General features: G+C 61.0%; 18 protein-coding genes, 1 tRNA gene, 1 other RNA gene and 3 pseudogenes. 15 read left to right on the plus strand and 8 right to left on the minus strand.

All coding sequences use genetic code 11. The annotated features are described in order from the left end of the window. From BDD21_RS00005 to tpiA, 7 genes and pseudogenes are all read right to left on the minus strand, one after another. Positions 1–285 (minus strand): annotated as a pseudogene (locus BDD21_RS00005) (NADH-quinone oxidoreductase subunit D); the annotation flags it as partial. Further along, a complete protein-coding gene (locus BDD21_RS00010; protein WP_120795404.1) occupies positions 278–991 on the minus strand; it encodes an NADH-quinone oxidoreductase subunit C in 714 nt (237 codons plus the stop codon). The pseudogene BDD21_RS00005 and the gene BDD21_RS00010, both read right to left, overlap by 8 nt. A 16-nt stretch (positions 992–1,007) precedes the next feature. Beyond that, a complete protein-coding gene (locus tag BDD21_RS00015; RefSeq protein WP_014780136.1) occupies positions 1,008–1,484 on the minus strand; it encodes a NuoB/complex I 20 kDa subunit family protein in 477 nt (158 codons plus the stop codon). Beyond that, positions 1,475–1,831: an NADH-quinone oxidoreductase subunit A gene (locus tag BDD21_RS00020; protein WP_120795405.1), complete on the minus strand. Its 357-nt coding sequence runs from the start codon at positions 1,829–1,831 to the stop codon at positions 1,475–1,477. Before BDD21_RS00020 ends, BDD21_RS00015 begins: the two co-directional genes overlap by 10 nt. Positions 1,832–2,013: 182 nt before the next feature. Further along, positions 2,014–2,098: transfer RNA gene (locus BDD21_RS00025), tRNA-Leu, on the minus strand. 182 nt (positions 2,099–2,280) lie between these two features. Next, positions 2,281–2,652, minus strand: a pseudogene (secG, locus tag BDD21_RS00030) (preprotein translocase subunit SecG); the annotation flags it as partial. Between the two features lie 21 nt (positions 2,653–2,673). After that, complete coding sequence (gene tpiA, locus BDD21_RS00035) at positions 2,674–3,438, minus strand: triose-phosphate isomerase (RefSeq protein WP_120795407.1); 765 nt, start codon at positions 3,436–3,438, stop codon at positions 2,674–2,676. A gap of 273 nt (positions 3,439–3,711) precedes the next feature. Here tpiA and smpB point away from each other — a divergent pair, with 273 nt between their 5' ends. The 3 genes from smpB to BDD21_RS00050 all read left to right on the plus strand — a co-directional run bounded on the left by smpB (position 3,712) and on the right by BDD21_RS00050 (position 5,371). Continuing rightward, positions 3,712–4,188, plus strand: coding sequence for an SsrA-binding protein SmpB (smpB, locus tag BDD21_RS00040; protein ID WP_120795408.1), 477 nt, complete (start codon positions 3,712–3,714; stop codon positions 4,186–4,188). 54 nt (positions 4,189–4,242) lie between these two features. Further along, positions 4,243–4,578, plus strand: a transfer-messenger RNA (tmRNA) gene (gene ssrA, locus BDD21_RS00045). A gap of 343 nt (positions 4,579–4,921) precedes the next feature. Next, positions 4,922–5,371 carry an LAGLIDADG family homing endonuclease gene (locus BDD21_RS00050; RefSeq protein ID WP_120795409.1) on the plus strand — a complete coding sequence of 150 codons (450 nt, stop codon included), beginning with the start codon at positions 4,922–4,924 and terminating at the stop codon, positions 5,369–5,371. A 79-nt stretch (positions 5,372–5,450) separates the two neighbouring features. Here BDD21_RS00050 and BDD21_RS00055 read toward each other — a convergent pair. Continuing rightward, positions 5,451–6,480 (minus strand): annotated as a pseudogene (locus BDD21_RS00055) (Fic family protein); the annotation flags it as partial. A 281-nt stretch (positions 6,481–6,761) separates the two neighbouring features. On the opposite strand from BDD21_RS00055, the gene BDD21_RS00060 reads away from it, so the two are divergent. The 12 genes from BDD21_RS00060 to BDD21_RS28450 all read left to right on the plus strand — a co-directional run bounded on the left by BDD21_RS00060 (position 6,762) and on the right by BDD21_RS28450 (position 18,606). Beyond that, positions 6,762–7,136, plus strand: a complete 375-nt coding sequence (locus tag BDD21_RS00060; protein WP_147430934.1) for a hypothetical protein — start codon at positions 6,762–6,764, stop codon at positions 7,134–7,136. 374 nt (positions 7,137–7,510) lie between these two features. After that, positions 7,511–7,753 (plus strand): antitoxin, encoded by a 243-nt coding sequence (locus BDD21_RS00065; RefSeq protein ID WP_120795411.1) that lies wholly within the window; start codon positions 7,511–7,513, stop codon positions 7,751–7,753. A 196-nt stretch (positions 7,754–7,949) separates the two neighbouring features. Further along, the gene (locus BDD21_RS00070; RefSeq protein WP_211334944.1) at positions 7,950–8,387 is read left to right on the plus strand and encodes a type II toxin-antitoxin system VapC family toxin; all 438 of its coding nucleotides are present in this window, start codon (positions 7,950–7,952) and stop codon (positions 8,385–8,387) included. 293 nt (positions 8,388–8,680) lie between these two features. Next, complete coding sequence (locus BDD21_RS00075) at positions 8,681–10,840, plus strand: type I restriction-modification system subunit M (protein WP_120795412.1); 2,160 nt, start codon at positions 8,681–8,683, stop codon at positions 10,838–10,840. Beyond that, positions 10,837–12,306 carry an ATP-binding protein gene (locus BDD21_RS00080; protein ID WP_211334945.1) on the plus strand — a complete coding sequence of 490 codons (1,470 nt, stop codon included), beginning with the start codon at positions 10,837–10,839 and terminating at the stop codon, positions 12,304–12,306. Before BDD21_RS00075 ends, BDD21_RS00080 begins: the two co-directional genes overlap by 4 nt. Positions 12,307–12,461: 155 nt before the next feature. Further along, positions 12,462–12,653 carry a hypothetical protein gene (locus BDD21_RS00085; protein ID WP_120795414.1) on the plus strand — a complete coding sequence of 64 codons (192 nt, stop codon included), beginning with the start codon at positions 12,462–12,464 and terminating at the stop codon, positions 12,651–12,653. Beyond that, positions 12,650–13,408, plus strand: a complete 759-nt coding sequence (locus BDD21_RS00090) for a restriction endonuclease subunit S (protein WP_120795415.1) — start codon at positions 12,650–12,652, stop codon at positions 13,406–13,408. Before BDD21_RS00085 ends, BDD21_RS00090 begins: the two co-directional genes overlap by 4 nt. Positions 13,409–13,479: 71 nt before the next feature. After that, a complete protein-coding gene (locus BDD21_RS00095; RefSeq protein ID WP_120795416.1) occupies positions 13,480–14,730 on the plus strand; it encodes an ISL3 family transposase in 1,251 nt (416 codons plus the stop codon). Then, positions 14,703–15,455, plus strand: coding sequence for a restriction endonuclease subunit S (locus tag BDD21_RS27305; protein WP_147430936.1), 753 nt, complete (start codon positions 14,703–14,705; stop codon positions 15,453–15,455). Before BDD21_RS00095 ends, BDD21_RS27305 begins: the two co-directional genes overlap by 28 nt. Beyond that, positions 15,452–16,027, plus strand: coding sequence for an ATPase (locus BDD21_RS00105; RefSeq protein WP_120795418.1), 576 nt, complete (start codon positions 15,452–15,454; stop codon positions 16,025–16,027). Before BDD21_RS27305 ends, BDD21_RS00105 begins: the two co-directional genes overlap by 4 nt. A gap of 189 nt (positions 16,028–16,216) precedes the next feature. Then, on the plus strand, positions 16,217–16,579 hold the full coding sequence (locus tag BDD21_RS00115) for a hypothetical protein (protein ID WP_147430938.1): 363 nt from the start codon (positions 16,217–16,219) through the stop codon (positions 16,577–16,579). 50 nt (positions 16,580–16,629) lie between these two features. Then, positions 16,630–18,606, plus strand: coding sequence for a type I restriction endonuclease subunit R (locus tag BDD21_RS28450; RefSeq protein WP_245969343.1), 1,977 nt, complete (start codon positions 16,630–16,632; stop codon positions 18,604–18,606). The last annotated feature ends 1 nt before the right edge of the window (position 18,607 follow it).

Below are 18,607 nucleotides of genomic sequence, written 5' to 3' on the forward strand. Positions count from 1 at the left end.
CTGAGCGCGCTCCGGGGCCTCGACACCGAGCAGCTTTTCAATGGCTCGAACATAGCCATGCTCGTTGCACATCATGGACATATAGTCGAGCCGGTCCATGTAACCGATGCTCTGGTTGAACGGCTTGGACTCGGCGAGCTTCTCGGTCGCGCGATGCAGCAAACCGATGTGCGGATCGGCTCGCTCGATGACCTCGCCGTCCATCTCGAGCACCAAGCGCAACACGCCGTGGGCCGAGGGGTGCTGAGGGCCGAAGTTCAGGGTGTAGTTACGAATCTCAGGCATCGGCGGACTCCGAGCTTGCGCCCGTTTGCACATACCGGCTGTCGGAGCGAATCACGCGCGGCACCAGAACACGCGGCGGGATCGAGACCGGCTCGTAGATGACGCGACCTTGCTCCGGGTCGTAGCGCATCTCGACATGCCCGGAAAGGGGGAAATCCTTCCGGAAAGGGTGTCCGACAAAGCCGTAGTCGGTGAGGATTCGGCGCAGATCCGGATGACCCCGGAAGAGGATCCCGAAGAGATCGAATGCCTCGCGCTCGAACCAATTAGCCGCCGCCCAAACCGGGACGATCGAGTCGACCATCGGCTGACTGCTCCCCGCATAGACCCGCAAGCGAACCCGCCGATTGTGTACCAGCGACAGGAGATGATAGACGACAGCGAAACGCTTGGGGTCATCGAGCGCAAGCTCTTGATCGCGGTCGACACCGCGGCCAAAACCCGTCGTGGACGCCTCTTCGGTCGCCCACTCGGATTTGCCGTAAGCGGCATAGTCGACGCCGCAGAGGTCGATCAGCTGCTCGAAGCGCAGTTGCGGATGGTCCCGCAAAATCCACGCCACGTCGGTCAAGCGCCCCGACGGCACGATCAAGGTGACCTCGCCGAGGTCGGTGATGGTCTCGCACCCCTGGCCGACCAACGCCTCCCCGAGTGCATCGACGAGCGCGGTCAACCTGGCGGGGTTGGACAGGATGTCTTTTGCCATTGGAATTGGGTACGACTCAGCGAGCGATGGTATTGGTACGGCGAATCTTATTCTGCAACTGCAGGATGCCGTAAAGCAGGGCCTCGGCAGTTGGAGGGCATCCCGGCACGTAAACGTCTACCGGAACAATCCGATCACAACCGCGCACCACCGCATAGGAATAGTGGTAATAGCCGCCGCCGTTCGCACAAGACCCCATCGAGATCACCCAACGCGGCTCGGCCATCTGGTCATAGACCTTGCGCAGCGCCGGGGCCATCTTGTTGACCAGGGTACCCGCAACGATCATGACGTCGGATTGGCGAGGACTGGGTCGAAACACGATCCCGAAACGGTCCAGGTCGTAGCGTGCTGCACCGGCGTGCATCATCTCGATCGCACAGCAGGCCAAGCCGAAGGTCATGGGCCACAAGGACCCCGTCCGCGCCCAGTTGATGAGCTTGTCGGCCGTGGTTGTGACGACTCCTTCTTCGAGGATGCCCTCTATTCCCATTCCAGCGCCCCCTTCTTCCACTCGTAGATGAAGCCGACCACCAGGATCCCCAGGAAGATGAACATGGCCCAGAACCCGTACATACCGAGCTCATCGAGCACCACCGCCCAGGGGAAGAGGAAGGCGATCTCCAGATCGAAGACGATGAAGAGGATCGCCACCAAGTAGTAGCGCACGTCGAACTTTAAACGCGCACTCTCGAAGGCCGCAAACCCACATTCATAAGGGGAGTCTTTCTCCGCGTCCGGGCGGCGAGGTCCCAAAAAGTAACCCAAAACGAGCGGGCCGACGCCAACCAAGATCCCGACGATGATAAAAATCAGGATCGGCAGATAATTGTCGAGCATCAGTCCTCCCGAATCTACTTATTCTCTGACGTCGTTCCGGACCGTGAGTCTAGTTCAGGCGTCACGACAGTGTCAACCTAAGGGCCAATTCAAATCATTAGGTCTTTCAAACCTTTGCGCCCATCATCGCGCAAAAAAAACGGCATGCCACATTAATGGCATGCCGTTTGCTTTACCGCAGATGGTGCCGACGGCCAGACTCGAACTGGCACGGCTTACGCCACTACCCCCTCAAGATAGCGTGTCTACCAATTTCACCACGTCGGCGTTTACTCTTTACTCGGGGCCGCCGAATCACCGGCGTCCCCTTCATTTTGCTCTTCGACCGGGCTCCCGTCGAGTATCACCTCGGTCGTTTGAGCTTCGATCGTGCCATCGGCCGATTCCTCGACGACCTCTTCCTCGACAATCGCACCACCCGGCGCTTCGCCTTCGGGCGCCAACCCGACCGGCACATCGGATTGGACATCGCTCCGCCCTTCAGCCTCGACGCCCGGAATGGCCGGAATGTCCGAGGTAGGCGCGGCTGCAGGCGGCGGGACGACGATGGTACGCTCGTCCACCCGATCCATGATCGTCACCGGCTCCGACCCCTTGGTCGCATAATACGCCAAAGCCATGCTGGTAAGGAAGAACATCGTCGCCATGATGCCCGTCGTGCGCGTCAGGAACGAACCCGAACCGCGAGACCCGAACACGGTCGCCGATGCACCACTCCCGAAAGCGGCACCTGCATCAGCGCCCTTCCCGTGCTGGATCAGGATCAACCCGATCAAGCCGAGCGACAGGAAGACCTGCATGACGGTCAAAATGGTTTGCATGAGTCTCTCGTTGCTGCAGCTTTAGGCTGCGAGCTGTTCTCCGGCTAGAGAAATCGCTAGAAAATCATCGGCGTTCAGCGATGCGCCGCCGATCAGACCGCCATCGATATCCGGCTGCGCCAGCAACTCGGCGGCGTTGCCGGGCTTCATACTTCCTCCGTAGAGGATGCGCAGCTTCTCGGCGATCGTAGCGTTCAGTGCAGCGATCCGACCGCGAATATAGGCATGAACGGCCTGCGCCTGCTCGGGCGTCGCCGTCATTCCGGTGCCGATCGCCCAAACCGGTTCATACGCGATCTCGATCCCGGCGAAGGCATCGATCCCGATGCGCTCGACCACGCCGTCGATCTGAGCGGCAATCACCGACTCCATCTCGCCCGCCTCGCGCTGCTGCAGCGTCTCGCCGACACACAGAATCGGGGTCAGGCCGCTCTCGGTCGCGCGCGCCAGCTTCTGCGCGATGGATGCCTCGTCCTCGCCGTAGTACTCGCGACGTTCGGAATGACCGCAAATGACATAGTGACATCCGAAATCGGCCAACATCAAGCCCGACACCTCGCCGGTATAGGCGCCGCCGGTTTCGGTACAGAGGTTTTGAGCACCGAGCCGTACCGAGCTACCGGCAAGCAACTGCTCGCCGAGATAGAGATACGGAAAGGGCACGCACACAGCGATCTCGGTCTTCGAGAGAGCACCGGACCCGGCCACGACGCCGTTCAACAGTGCCTCGGCACTGGACTTGCTGCCGTTCATTTTCCAGTTTCCGGCGATCAGCGGCTGGCGCATCGGACCCCTCCAGGTAAGTCGAGCCCGCAAATCTAGCCGTCCTCGGTGCGGAAATCAAGCCTCGTTTGATTTACACTTTGAAATGCGTCCGGTGCTTCGTGTCTTGTCCGAGCCCGTTGGCCATGGTCGGAGCCACCGACGAGCGCCGTCCAGACGCATTTCAAACGATCTGCTCTTACCAATTCTTGAACCGCGTCAGGTACGAGGCCCGCGTGTGGCTAACCAGACCGGCCTCAGATCCAACGACGGTTTTGACTTCCGGGACGCGGTTCAATGGCAAAAGGAAAGAAGAAGAACGATGGTGGCTCGACGATCGCGCTCAACAAGAAGGCCGGGCACGAGTATTTCATCGAGCAACGCATCGAGGCCGGTCTCGTGCTGGAAGGCTGGGAGGTCAAGAGCCTGCGCGCCGGTCGCCTTCAGCTCAAGGAAGGATACGTCAAGATCCTCCACGGCGAGGCATTCCTGATCGGTGCGCACATCTCCGCCTTGGCCGCCGCCTCCACCCACGTCAACCCGGACCCAACCCGCAGCCGCAAGCTGCTGCTCAAACGCAGCGAGATCAGCCGCCTGATCGGCCAAACCGAGCGCGCCGGCTACACCCTGGTCCCTACGGCCATGTACTGGAAGCGCGGCAAGGCCAAGCTCGAAATCGGGCTCGCCAAGGGGAAAAAGCAGCACGACAAGCGCGACACGGAGAAGGACCGCGACTGGCAGCGCGACAAGGAACGCCTCTTCAAGACCGGCTGAGCTTGCCGCGGAACCGCGGTTCCTCTAGAGTGTCGTACTGATACCTGGGGGCGACATGGTTTCGACGTGGGTCGCAAAACCTAAGGTGCATGCCGAGGTGCGGGTGACCTCGTAAATCCAACCGCAAATCTATAGTTGCCAACGACGACAACTACGCTCTCGCGGCTTAGGCCAGCGAGCCTCTGACCGTTCCCTGCCTATGGGGGGCGGATTCCAGGGGTAACATTACATGGGATCGCGGTGACGGGGGCTCGGACCTGATCCGCTAAAACCTAATTCGAGATCGCCGACTGATCGCCCTGCCCCTCGGGCGGCGGAAGGCTAAAAATAATAGAACGGGCTAAGCATGTAGGACCAAGGGCGGAGGGCTTGCGGACGCGGGTTCGATCAACGCACAGGTCGCCTTTGCTCGTAAGGGCAAAGTGAAAACGGGGCTCACATCGGCGAACCCTGCAGTCGGCTCAGACCGACACGGCAACGCCGAGGGGTAGGAAGAGGGCCAACCTCAGACCTGCCCTGTAGAGACTCATAGAGACGCTGATCCGGCAACGGTGGAGCGTCCACTAGGATCCGCGGCAACGCGGATAATACGCTCCGCATCCGGACCCATCGGGTCGTATCCGATCCGGATGAAGGCATAGTCCAGGCCTCACCGAAAGGTGGGGAATCACTGTCCCGCCGCCTCCACCAATCAGCGGGCCTTGGAGTACACTCCAAGGTCCGTTTTCTTTTTGTGTTCGGCAAGTCTGTGGCAAACTATCGTAAAGTCAACGCGCTGAGCGACATCGACGCAGCCTATATCGCCGGTTTGATCGACGGCGAGGGCACCGTTTCCCTGCTGCGGAAGCACAAACAGGACAACCGCCAGGTCGTCGTCTCCATTTCCAACACAGACCGCCCGTTGATCAACTACCTGCTCGAAACCATCGGAGCCGGCAAGGCGACAGGCAAGCGCACCTATTCCGACCGGCATACGCCGAGTTTCACGTACGCCATCACCAACCGTCACGCACTCGATCTGCTTCGGCAGGTCTCCCCGTACCTTCGGACCTACAAAGCCCGGCGAACCGAGCTGCTCCTTGCCGACTACATCAGGCTCACCCCGCGCAATGGCCGATACTCCCTGGCCGGAGCATTGGAAAGGGCTGCCTTTATCGAAGCATTCTTCGCAATCGAGCCGTAGTTTTCAGGAGAGCGACTTAGCCCGATCCGTAACGACCCCTTCGCAGTGCGCCAGACGTGGGCACGTCATTGATGTCTCAGAGAGACGTGTCCGGCGAACATTTGGCAATCGCCGCCCACTTACTGCTGGTGAGCTTGCCTTCGAATCCGTCGAGCAGCCGATTGAACAGCTTCACCTGTCGTTCGTTCAATGGCGTGATCGCCCAGTGCTGCCAGAACCCTGTCTTGACGAGCACGTTGTCGAGGGTGTGCTGTGCCTGGTCGACGGCGAGATGGAGTGTGTCGAGGAACCAAGCCAGCCACTCGGTGACATCCATCGATCGCTTCTGGGTCCGTTCCAGAATGTCGTAGTACCCCCTGCGCTCCCGCTGGATCTGCGCCGACAGGCTGTAGAAGCGTTGCGGACTGCCGTCGGCGCGCGCCAGCAGCAGATCGCCGATAGCTCGGGGGATACGGCCATTGCCGTCGTCGAAGGGGTGCAGGGTGACGAACCACAAATGGCCGAGCCCAGCCTTGATGAGCGGAGGGTCGTTCGAGGCGTCATTGACCCAATCGAGGAATCGACGCGTCTCTGCGTCCAGACGTCCCGCCGGCGGTGCCTCGAAATGGACACGCTGTCGGCCGATCGGGCCGGACACGACCTGCATCGGACCGTTACGATCCTCGCGCCAAGTTCCGACCTTGATCTTGGATAGACCTGAGTAGCCGGTGGGGAAACAGCGCGGCGTGCCAGCCGAATAACCGCTCGCGCGTCACCGGCGCATCGCAGTTGGCGGTGGCATCAAGCACCATCTCGACCAGGCCTTCGACGTGACGATCAACCGGGGCCAGCGCGCCGATGTCCACGCCAAGACGACGGGCGATGGACGAACGCACGGATTCGACATCGAGCTGCTCACCCTCGATCTCACTGGTCTTCACCACATCCTCGGTGAGCGCGCCAAGGCTGGCCTGATCGCGCAGCGCCATGCCGACATCGGCCAAGCGGCCCATCAAGAGATCCTGGGCGCGACTCACGTCCGCCATCGGACCGGCCAATGTCGCCAGGTCAAAACGCCAGTTCGGCCAGTCGTTGGTCTGCCAGATGTACTTGCAATCACCGCTGTTCATGCGGAGATTATGGGCCGGATTCTCCGCATCGGGCAATTTAGTCGCATTCAGCCGCGAGGACAATCGCGTCACAAACGGCGAAGCCGCATCAAGCTGATCGGGGCCAGCCGCAAAACCGGGGATAACAGCTCAAACCAGGGGCTCGACCGTTGACCCGGCGTCAGAACGCGCCCGATACTTCAACTAACGCAGCAGTGGCGATGTTGGGCCACCAGCGCAGAACCGCGACCGGTCGAGTCATCGCTCTGCCGACAACCCAACGCCCCCCGGGAGATCGCCAGGTGTCTAGCCCCAAGCTTTTGAAAGCCCTCTTCGCCTCGACACTCTTCGCTGTGTCGCTCACGACCCAGGCGGAACTACCCGAATGGCTGCCCAGCGCGATCCAACTGCCCGTGCCCCATGAAATCGTCATGGATCAAGCCCTGGGCACACGGACCCATATCCTGCAAATCCAGCTACCCAGTGATCCCGCACCTCACTTTGCCGACTGGGGTTCGGCCCTGACCGAGCAGGGCTACACGGTCGACGAGAGCATGTTGTTCGATGGCCGGTTACTGTTTTCGGGCAAGGATATCGAGAGCGGTCAGATTGCGATCCTGCCCTCGGATCAAGGTGAATTCATCCTGCAGGTCGATGTCTCTCGGCTGACGCCCTGAGCCTCGTCGCCACGGACGGAAGTGACCAACCGGAGATCGACAAGGCCGCGTCGCAAGGCCACTCACGGCGCCCGAGATCACTGCAGGCGCCTGTGCCTTGGCCAAAGCGGTCGGGATGCCCAAGAGGCTCGGCATCAACCATCCTTTCGTGGTAGGGAACCACGCGTGTCGCCTTTGCCGCTATCAACGTGTTTCTGCGCATCGACCGACGGCACGTAGCCCTGTTGCCTCACCCGGCCTGTACACAAAAAGGTTTCCGCGCATGGAGCGCGGAGAGCATTTCCACAACCGCCGCTCCCGACATCTCGCGCGACCCGAGCAATTGGCATATGCTGGCGCGTATGTCTTCGCCCTACCCGTCGGATCGATCTCCTATGCACCCTGAACGCCACGTCCGCCTCTTTCGCAACGGTCGCAATCAAGCTTTACGCATCCCGAGGGAGCTCGAGCTGGACGCCGACGAGGCGATTATCCGCAAGGACGGCGAGCGTCTGATCGTCGAGCCGGTGAAGCGCCGGCCGGACCTCGCCACGCTACTCGCCGGATGGGAGCCGCTGGACGAGACCCTCCCCGACGTCGACGAAGGGCTATTGCCTTTGGACGACATCCGACTCTAAACCGCGTCCAGAGCGAGATGCTGATTTTCGAGTGAGCTCGACGTTTGGTGCACCCACAGCCGTTAGCGGGGACGCGGTTTAAAATGATCTGTTTTCTAAATCTCTTAAACCGCGCCGACTCCGGCGGTCGTCAAGTCCGCCGGAGCCGATCCCATCGAAAAACATCGCATACCGCGCCGGGCGCGGTTTAAGTGCCATGGCAAACATTGCGGGCCTGCGCTACCTGCTCGACACCAACATCCTCTCCGCGCTGATTCGTCAACCCCGGGGACCGGTGGCCGGGACGCTTGCTCGGCGCGGCTACGGGAGTGTCTGTACCAGCATCGTCGTGGCCGCCGAGCTGCGTTTCGGTGCCCGTAAGCTCGGCTCCAAGTCCCTGACCGACAAGGTCGACGACCTATTGGCCTCGCTGCCCGTGCTGCCCTTGGACTCCGAAGCCGATCGGACCTACGCGGACATACGACTTCGGCTGGAGCGAGCCGGGACGCCCATCGGACCCAACGACCTGCTGATCGCGGCGCATGCTCTGGAGTCCGGTCTGATCCTCGTGACCGACAATGTGGAAGAATTCGTGCGAGTCGCCGGGCTGCGAGTGGAGAATTGGCTGAACAGCCCGGCGTCCGAGGCGAAATGATTCTCCGGACAGTCCGGCTTCGGTGCAGTCAGCGGCGCCGGGTAGAGAATTGTCTGCGTTAGGGCGGCCAGCAGGCACCTAAATGCAGCCCGTCTTGCCTCGATGGCAAAAGGAAAGACTCGACCCCTCGACGGCACGGCCTGGTGCACCTGAATCGCAGCCCGGCTACCCGCTCCGTGCGCCCCGAGGCGCTGGCGACCGAGTTCCTGGTCGTGCTCGATTGATGGACAAAGAACAATGATTGAAACCAAAAATGGCGCCGCCCGCACAACGACCGCCGTCAGGACTCGTAAATGAGCGCCAACTTCCAACAACTCGCCAACTTCATCTGGTCCGTGGCCGATCTGCTGCGCGGACCTTACCGCCCGCCGCAGTACGAGCGCGTGATGCTGCCGCTCACCGTGCTAAGGCGCTTCGATGCCGTGCTGGCGCCCAGCAAGGAGGCCGTGCTCAAGCGCCATGCCGAGCTGCGCAGCAAGGGCATCCCCAACATCGACGCCATCCTCAACAACCGGGCCTTGGGCGACGACGGTAAGCCGCTGGGCTTCCACAACCACAGCCAGCTCGATTTCCAGAAGCTCAAGGGCGACCCGGACAACATCGGCCGCCACCTGGCCGATTACATCAACGGCTTCTCCGAGAACATCCGCAAGATCTTCGAGCGCTTCGAGTTCGACAAGGAGATCGAAAAGCTCGAAGAATCCAATCGGCTCTACCAGGTGGTCGCCCAGTTCGCCGAGATCGACCTGCACCCGCGCAAGGTCGACAACATCACCATGGGCCTGGTCTTCGAGGACCTGATCCGCCGCTTCAACGAAGCCGCCAACGAAACGGCCGGCGATCATTTCACGCCGCGCGAAGTGATTCAGCTCATGGTCAACCTGCTGCTGGAGCCCGACACCCGGGTGCTCACGCAGGCCGGCATCATCGTCACCATCTGCGATCCGGCCTGCGGCACCGGCGGCATGCTGGCCGAGGCACAGAACTGGATTCGCGCCCACAACGAGCAGGCCACGGTCAAGGTCTTCGGGCAGGACTACAACCCACGCTCCTACGCCGTAGCCGCCTCCGACCTCTTGATCAAGGGCCACAAGGATGGTCAGGTGGTGCTGGGCAACACCCTCACCGACGACCCGTTTCCGGATCACCGCTTCGACTACTTGCTGGCCAACCCGCCGTTCGGCGTGGACTGGAAGGCGGAGAAAAAGATCATCGACCGCTGGCCCAATTTCCGTGGCTATAACGGCAAACTGCCGCGCATCAACGACGGCGCCCTGCTGTTCCTGCTCTACATGATGAGCAAGTTCCAGGACTACACAGCGGGCGACCGCGACAGGCCCGGCTCGCGCACCGCCATCGTCTTCAACGGTTCGCCCTTGTTCACCGGCGGAGCCGGCAGCGGCGAGAGCGAGATCCGGCGCTGGATCATCGAGCGCGACCGGCTCGAAGCCATCGTCGCCCTGCCCGAGCAGATGTTCTACAACACCGGCATCGGCACCTTCATCTGGGTCGTCACCAACCGCAAGGCCGCCCACCGCAAGGGCAAGATCCAGCTCATCGACGCCCGCGAGCGCTACACGCCGATGAAGCGCAGCCTCGGCGACAAACGCCGCTATCTTGATCAGACCGCCATCGACGCCATCACCCGCGAACACGGCGCGCTTGAGAGCAGCAAGACCAGTCGCGTCTTCGACAACACCGACTTCGGCTACCGCCGCATCAGCGTGCTGCGCCCGCTACGCCTGCGCTTCGAGTTGACGGACGAAGCCCGCGAGCGTTTCCTCAACACCTGCCCGGAATTGTTCGATGCCCTGCAGTCGGTGCAGGAACAGCTCGGCAGTGAACCGCACCTGGACTGGAACCGCGTCTGGGATGACGTGCAGCAGGTGTTCAAGACCCTGCCCGATAACGTCGACGGTTGGGCTAAGGGCGCCAAAGGCACGGCGCAGAAGAAGATCTTCCGCGAGTGCTTCACCTGCGTGGACCCCGAGGCCGCACCGGTGATCGCCAAGATCCACAAGATCGAGGCGCTGGACCGCGCCGACCTGTTCCCCGACCAGACCCTACCCGACGAACTCGCAAAGGACGATCTCTACGCCTTGCTTGGCCTCTTCAAACTCCCCTCTCCCCCACGCGGGAGAGGGGCCGGGGGAGAGGGGGTCTTCATCGAGTACGAATCCGACCCTGCCCTGAAGGACGCCGAGAACATCCCGCTGAAAGAGGACATCGTCAGCTACGTGCTGCGCGAAGTGCGCCCCTATGTCGCCGATGCCTGGATCGACCGCACCACCCTTGACGAGCAGGACGGCGGCATCGGCAAGATCGGCTACGAGATCAACTTCAACCGCGTGTTCTTCCAGTACCAGCCGCCGCGCCCGCTGCATGAAATCGATGCGGAACTCGCCGGTGTGGAGCAGCGGATCCTGGAGTTGTTGCGGGAGGTGACGGAGTGAGTATTCGCCGCCCAGAAGACGCAATGCTCGGCATCTTAGCCGAGCTGCGCAAACTGCCTCGCGAAACCGAATGGGTCGAGTTCAAGCATAACCGCGCTGATCCGGAGGATATCGGCGAATACCTTTCTGCCCTTGCGAACTCCGCCGCGCTGGCTGGCAAGGTCAGCGCTTGGTCGGTATGGGGTTTGGATGACACCAGCCACGATATTCTCGGCACCACCTTCGACCCGGCATCCGTCAAGATCGGCAATGAGGAGCTGGAAAGCTGGCTGCTGCGCCTGCTCTCACCCAAGATCAACTTCCGCTTCCACGGACTGCAGGCGGAAGGCGCAAGCGTGGTGCTATTGGAGATCGGCGCGGCGTTCCGTCATCCGGTGCAGTTCAAGGGCACCGAGTTTATCCGTGTTGGCTCCTATAAGAAGAGACTGAAGGACTTTCCGGAGAAAGAGCGGGAGCTGTGGCGTGTGTTCGACCGCATCCCGTTCGAACGGGAGATCGCCGCCGACGACGTTGCCGCCGAAGAGGTGCTCCGACTGCTGGACTACCCGGCCTATTTCGACTTGCTTTCCCTGCCGCTTCCCGAGGGACGGGATGCCATCCTATCGGCTTTGGAGGCCGACACCCTCATCGCACGCGGCAACGCCGGCGGATGGAATATCACCAATTTAGGTGCCGTGCTGTTCGCCAAGCGCCTAGCCGACTTCCGCGTTCTGGCGCGTAAGGCGGTGCGGATAGTGCTCTATAGGGGTGAAACGCGGGTCGAAACCGTGCGCGAGCAGGAAGGCAGCAAGGGGTACGCGGTCGGTTTTGATGAGCTGATTGGCTTCATTACCCAGCTGCTGCCCAGCAACGAGGTTATCGGCCGGGCCCTACGTAGGCAGGTGCCCATGTTCCCCGAGCTAGCGATCCGCGAGCTTGTGGCCAACGCACTGATCCACCAGGATTTCCACCTGACCGGCACCGGTCCCATGGTGGAAATTTTCGCGAGCCGCATGGAAGTCACCAATCCCGGTTTACCGCTGGTTCAGACCGACCGCTTTCTCGACAGCCCGCCACGCTCCCGCAACGAGGCACTGGCCTCCTTCATGCGCCGCATCGGCGTTTGCGAGGAGCGTGGCAGTGGCGTGGACAAGGTGGTCTCCCAGACCGAGTTCTACCAGCTCCCCGCCCCCTTGTTCGAAACCACGGAGGAACATACCCGCGCCGTGCTGTTTTCCCACCGGGAGTTCAAGGCAATGGACAAGGCCGATCGCATCCGCGCCAGCTACCTGCATGCCTGTCTGCGCTACGTCCAGCGGGACTATATGACAAACACCACCCTGCGCGAGCGCTTCGGCATCGACGAAAAGAACAGCTCCATGGTCTCCCGCATCATCAGGGACACCCTCGCAGCCGGTTTGATTTGCTGCCACGACGACACCGTGGGCAGCCGCGCTCGAAAATACCTGCCGAGGTGGGCGCGATGACCGTGGCCTTGTTGCTTGACCGATGCTTGACAGAACCGCCCAGTCCGACACGGAGTACGCCTTTTTTATCTCAATATCAGTCGCTTGATCGTGATGGATTGCTTGACTGTTGCTTGACTGGGCGTCGCGCGGAACCTGCCGGCCCGCAGCCCCGCATGACCGGGGACGGGATCGACCGCGAGACGCTCGACGAGCCGGACGGACTCCTAGGCAAGGTGGGCTATGAGATCAACTTCAACCGCGTGTTCTTCCGGTACCAGCCGCCGAGGCCGCTGGCCGAGATCGATTCCGAGCTAGCCGAGGTGGACAAGCGGATTCTGGCGTTGTTGCGGGAGGTGACGGAGTGAGCGGTGTTGATCCACTCCCGGAGGGTTGGGAAACCATCCCGCTGCGCTACGTGTGCGAATTGTATCCGTCGGTAACTTTCGACGTCTTTGATGAGAATGATGACCTCACGTTTCTGCCAATGGACAGGGTGAAGAGCGGATACTTCATTCCGAATACGGAGAAATTTTCGAAATATGGTTCTTCATACGCTGCCTTTGAGGACGGCGACATTGTTTTAGCTAAGGTCACGCCGTGCTTTGAGAATGGCAACATTGCAATAGCCGAGAGCCTTATAGGAGGTAAAGGGTTCGGCAGCTCTGAATTGTTCGTCATCCGTCCGACAGCGGCTGAGGGTAGGTTTCTCTTCTACTACTTCCAATCGTCGACGTTCAAACAGGACGGCGAGGCATCCATGACAGGTGCAGGCGGCCTCAAGCGAGTATCCCCCGATGTCATCCGCCGGCATCCTTTGCCCTTTCCAAGTCGTGGTGTTCAGCGCCTTATCGCTGACTACCTTGACCGCGAAACCGCTCGCATCGACGGGCTGACTGCCGAGAAGGAACGTATGCTGGCGCTACTGGAAGAAAAGCGCACCGCCCTCATCAGCCAGGTCGTCACCCGCGGCCTCGACCCCGACGCCCCGCTCAAACCCTCCGGCCAGGAATGGCTGGGCGAGATTCCGGCGCATTGGGAGCCTTGCCGTATCAAGTTCGTCGCTGCCGCATTAGATCAAGGCAGTTCGGCTCTCCCGGATCTCAGGGAACGCCAAGTTTAGTAAAATCAGTGTTCTACGCAGCCAATCTTGGTAAACTTCCATTCGAACGCTTTTAACTCAATGGAAAACCGATGATTGACCAGAGCCAACTCCTGCGCCTGCTCGGACTGCCGCAGATCGCCATCGACCGCGTCGAGATCACGGACGCCGCTGTGCTGGAAATTCATGTGCACAGCACCGAGGAGGGCACGCAGTGCCGGAGCTGCGGCCGACGCATCACTGAGCCGCATGGACTCGGTGAAGAACGGCGGTTGCGCCATCTGTCGATCTTCGAGCATCGCACCGAAATTCTCATTCGTCCCAAACGGTATCGCTGCCCCGATTGCCGGGATCATCCCACCACCACCCAACGGGTGGACTGGTACGACCCGCGCAGCGGCTTCACCCGTGCGTTCGAACACAGCCTGATGCGCGCCCTGATCAACAGCACCCTGGAAGACGTCGCGCACAAGGAGGCCGTCACCCCGGAGCACCTCGACGGTATTCTCGATCGGTGCGTCCCGAGCCAGATCGACTGGACGACGCTCACGGCGCTGCCCGTGCTCGGGCTCGACGAGATCGCCTTGACCAAAGGCCACGGCAATTTCGTGGTGATCGTCAGCGCCAGGGTCGAGGACACCCTGAGCATCCTCGCCGTGCTCAAGGACCGTAAGCGCGCGACCATCGAGGCGTTTTTGCGCACGATCCCAAAATCCTTGCGGCGCACCGTTCGCGTCGTGTGCACCGACCTGTACAGCGGCTTCATCGGTGCGGCCAAGGCCGTCTTCGGCACGCACGTCGCCATCTGCGCCGATCGCTTCCATGTCGCGCGTTTGTATCGCGACGCCGTGGAGACGTTGCGCAAGACAGAACTGCGCCGGCTCAAGCGCGACCTGTCGAAAACCGAGTACGGCGGGCTCAAGAACGTCCATTGGATCCTGCGCAAGCGCGAATCCGACTTGAGCGCCGAGGAACGGCGGATCCGCGCCCGGTTGTTCGCCTATTCCCCGCAACTCGCGCAAGCTCATGCCCTCAGCCAAGCCCTCACCGAGGTCTACGACATGCCCCTGTCCAAAGGTCAGGCCAAGCGCAAACTCAGTGGCTGGATGCGACGGGTCAAGAACGCCGAGATGACGTGTTTTCAATCCTTCCTGAAAACGTTGCGCCGTCATTGGGACGAGATCACCAATTATTTTACCGAACGACACACGAGCGGTTTCGTCGAAGGTCTCAACAACAAGATCAAAGTATTAAAACGGCGGTGCTATGGCTTGAGCAACCTGCGCCGGCTCTACCAGAGGGTGTACCTCGATCTGTGCGGTTATCGGGTTTTCGCGCGCTGATCAATGAAAAACAACCGCTTAAAAATGGCTTGGACGGGGTGCGTCCAGCGATATTTTCAACCAACGTGTTCGGTCAAAATGACTACAACGTCATGTTTTTAAATATTTTAGCGCTTTCCCTGAATTCCGGGAGAGCCGGCAGTTCGCCGATCGCTGCCAACATCCCAGCGAGTTCAGACGAACTCGGCATCTTGAAACTAAGCGCAGTTTCAAAAGGTCGATTCAAGCGAGAAGAGAATAAGGCGCTCCGTGAAGCGGATGACCAGGAGCAGGCGTTCGCACTTCGCGCGGGTGATGTGCTCATTACTCGCAGTAATACGCCCGGACTCGTGGCTGATGTTGCATGTGTCCCGGTCGATGAGCCAACGCTTTTGCTCCCCGACCTCATCTACAGACTTCGGGTTCAAGAGGCGAAAGTTCTCCCCGAGTATCTCACCTATTTCCTGGCTACAGCAGCAGCTCGCGTTCAGATTCGTCGTGACGCAAGAGGTTCAAGTGGTTCGATGGTTAAGGTTTCGCAAGGCCACGTATTGGATTGGTTGACGCTATTGCCTCCCGTTTCTGAGCAGGCTGAGATTGTGCGCCACCTTCAGCGCGCAGAAGAGCGACTTCGCTCAATCTCAAGGGATGTCTCTTCTTCGTTGTCTCTGCTATCGGAACGCCGTGCCGCCCTGATCACCGCCGCCGTCACTGGCCAGATCCCGCTGGAGACGATGCGCGCATGACGCCCATCTGCTGGATCATCGCCGGTCCCAACGGCGCGGGCAAAACGACCTTTGCACTCGAATACCTGCCCAGGGTGGCGGGCTGCTCCCATTTCATCAATGCCGACCTGATTGCCGCCGGGCTCGCGCCGCTCGCCCCGGAGCGGGAGTTGCTGGCCGCCAGCCGTCTCTTCCTGCGAGAAATGGAAGCCCGGGTCGCCGCCCGCGAAAACTTCGCGTTCGAGACCACCCTTGCAGGACGCACCTATCTGCGGCTGATCGAGAGGCTGCGCCGCGACGACTGGTGCGTCGAGTTGATCTATCTGGCGCTGCCCAGCGCCGAGATGTCAAAACTGCGAGTCGCCGAGCGGGTTTCCCACGGCGGACACGCCATTCCGTTGCCGGATATCGAGCGGCGCTTTCCTCGCAGCCTGCGCCACCTGCTGGATGATTTCAGTCATCGGGTCGATCGCTGCACCTGTTTCATGAACGATGGAGAAAGCCCGGTGCTGGTCTTTGAACAGCGGGGAGAAAACCGCGATATTTTGCACGAGGCTTATTATCAGCTTCTGATCGAGGAGGCCCAACGATGAACGCCACACGAAAGACGAGTCCATCCGCCGAGGGGCAAAGGCAACTGGATGCGCTCCGGCAGGCCGTCGGCAAGACGCTGGAGAAAAAGCGGCGACTGGGCCAGTACGCGGTCACCTGGAAGGGCGGCAGACCGGTGGTGACCGGCGACGATGCGCCGGGCATGGGCCTCACATCATCGGAGCCTACCGATGCTGCGCGAGCGTGTTCAGCCGAAGCGGATCATGAGCGAGGCCGGTGACTCCGTACATAAGCCGGGTGACTCCCTACATAAGGCCGGTGACATCGTACATAGCGACGTTCTACTGACGATCGCCGCCCCCGCCAGAAACCAGCAGCGTCTGCAACCCGATGAAATGGAGAAAATTATTCTGGAACTCTGCCGGGGTCGTTGGCTGACCCGAAACCAACTGGCGGAACTGCGTGACAGAAACCCCGACGGACTGAGATCACGTTTTTTGACTCCCATAGTGGCCCACGGCCGCTTGCGGTTGCGCTATCCCGACAAGCCCAACCGGGTGGATCAGGCTTATAGCAATGAAGCTATGGATTGAGAACACACCCTTTCTTTGACCAGGCAACCAGAAACGCAAAGGATGCAGCGATGAAAACCACCAGCGAAGCCGCCTTCGAAACCGCCATAGAGTCCGTCTTGCTGGCCGACGGTTACCTGCGGCTCGATGCCAAGGGCTTCGACCGCGAGCGGGCGATCTTCCCGGATGAGGCGCTGGCCTTTATCCGCACCACCCAGGGCAAGGTGTGGGAGAAGCTGGAGACACTGCACGGCGAGCAAACCGGCGCGCGGGTGCTGGAATCGCTGTGCAAATGGCTGGACACCCATGGCACGCTGGCCACCCTGCGCCACGGCTTCAAATGTTTCGGCAAGACGCTGCGGATTGCCCTCTTCCGCCCGGCCCATGGCCTGAATCCGGACCTGGAGGCGCGCTATAAGGCCAATCGCCTGGGGCTGACGCGGCAACTGCATTTCAGCCTGCACTCGGAGCAATCGCTGGATGTGGTGCTGTCGGTCAACGGCATCCCGGTGGTGACGCTGGAGCTCAAGAACCCGCTCACTGGCCAGACCGCGGCCAACGCCATCCACCAGTACCGCCACGACCGCGACCCGCGCGAGCCGATCTTCGCCTTCACCAAGCGCACCCAGGTGCATTTCGCGGTGGACACCGAAGAAGCGCATATGACGACGCGGCTGGCTGGTTCCGCGACCTACTTCCTGCCCTTCAACCGGGGAATGGACGGTGGCGCCGGCAATCCGCCCGACCGCGACGGGCGCAACTACAGGACAGCCTACCTGTGGGAAGAGGTCTTGCAGCGCGACAGTCTGCTCGATCTGCTCGCACGTTTTCTTCACGTGGACGTGCAGGAGAAGGTCACCGAGGACGGCAAGAAGGTGCGCAAGGAGAGCCTGATCTTTCCGCGCTATCACCAGTTGCAGGCGGTGCGCCAAATGGTGGCGGCGGCAGCCCGCGAGGGCGTGGGGCATAACTACCTGGTTGAGCACTCGGCCGGCAGCGGCAAGAGCAACACCATCGCCTGGCTGGCGCATCGGCTGTCCAGCCTGCACAACGCACGCGACGAGCGCCTGTTCGACAGCGTCGTGGTCATCACCGATCGTGTTGTGCTGGACCGCCAGTTGCAGAACACCATCTACCAGTTCGACCACCGTCAAGGCGTGGTGCAGAAGATCGACGCGGACTCGCGTCAGCTCGCCGAAGCGCTGGAAGCCGGGGTGCCGATCATCATCACGACGTTGCAGAAGTTTCCCTTCGTGTCCGGGCAATTGGCCAAGCTGAGCGAGGAGCGCGGCGACGCTGCGAAGAGCCACCTGCCGACCCGCAAGTACGCGGTGATCATCGACGAGGCCCACAGCTCGCAATCGGGCGAGACGGCGACGGAGCTCAAGGGCGTGCTGGGAGGCGCCGAATTGCGCCGCAAGGCTCAAGAGATGGCCGAGGAGGAAGGCGAAGTCGAGCTTGAGCGCCTGTTCCGCGCCATGGCCAAGCGCGGCCGGCAGCCGAACATGAGTTTCTTCGCCTTCACCGCCACGCCGAAGCACAAGACGCTGGCGATCTTCGGCCGCGATGGCGAGCCCTTCCACCGCTACACCATGCGCCAGGCCATCGATGAAGGCTTCATCGAGGATGTTCTGAAGAACTACGTCACCTACAAGACCTACTACAAGCTGATCAAGAAGGCCGAGGACGACCCCAACGTCGAGCGCAAGAAGGCGGCCAAGGCGCTGGCCCGCTTCATGCGCTTACACCCGCACAACATCGGGCAGAAGACCGAGGTGATGGTCGAGCATTTCCAGCACTTCACCCGCCACAAGATCGGCGGTCACGCCAAGGCGATGGTGGTCACCGGCTCGCGGCTGGAGGCCGTGCGTTACAAACAGGCGTTCGACCACAGGATTCAGGAGAAGGGCTACCCGATCAAGACCCTGGTCGCCTTCTCGGGCACGGTGGAAGACGACAAGACGCCGGAGAAGACCTACACGGAAGTGGAGATGAACGGCGGGGTGAAGGAGAAAGAGCTGCCCGACACCTTCTCCAAGCCTGATTAAC

The organism is Thiocapsa rosea (genome assembly GCF_003634315.1).
Classification (GTDB): Bacteria; Pseudomonadota; Gammaproteobacteria; order Chromatiales; family Chromatiaceae; genus Thiocapsa; species Thiocapsa rosea.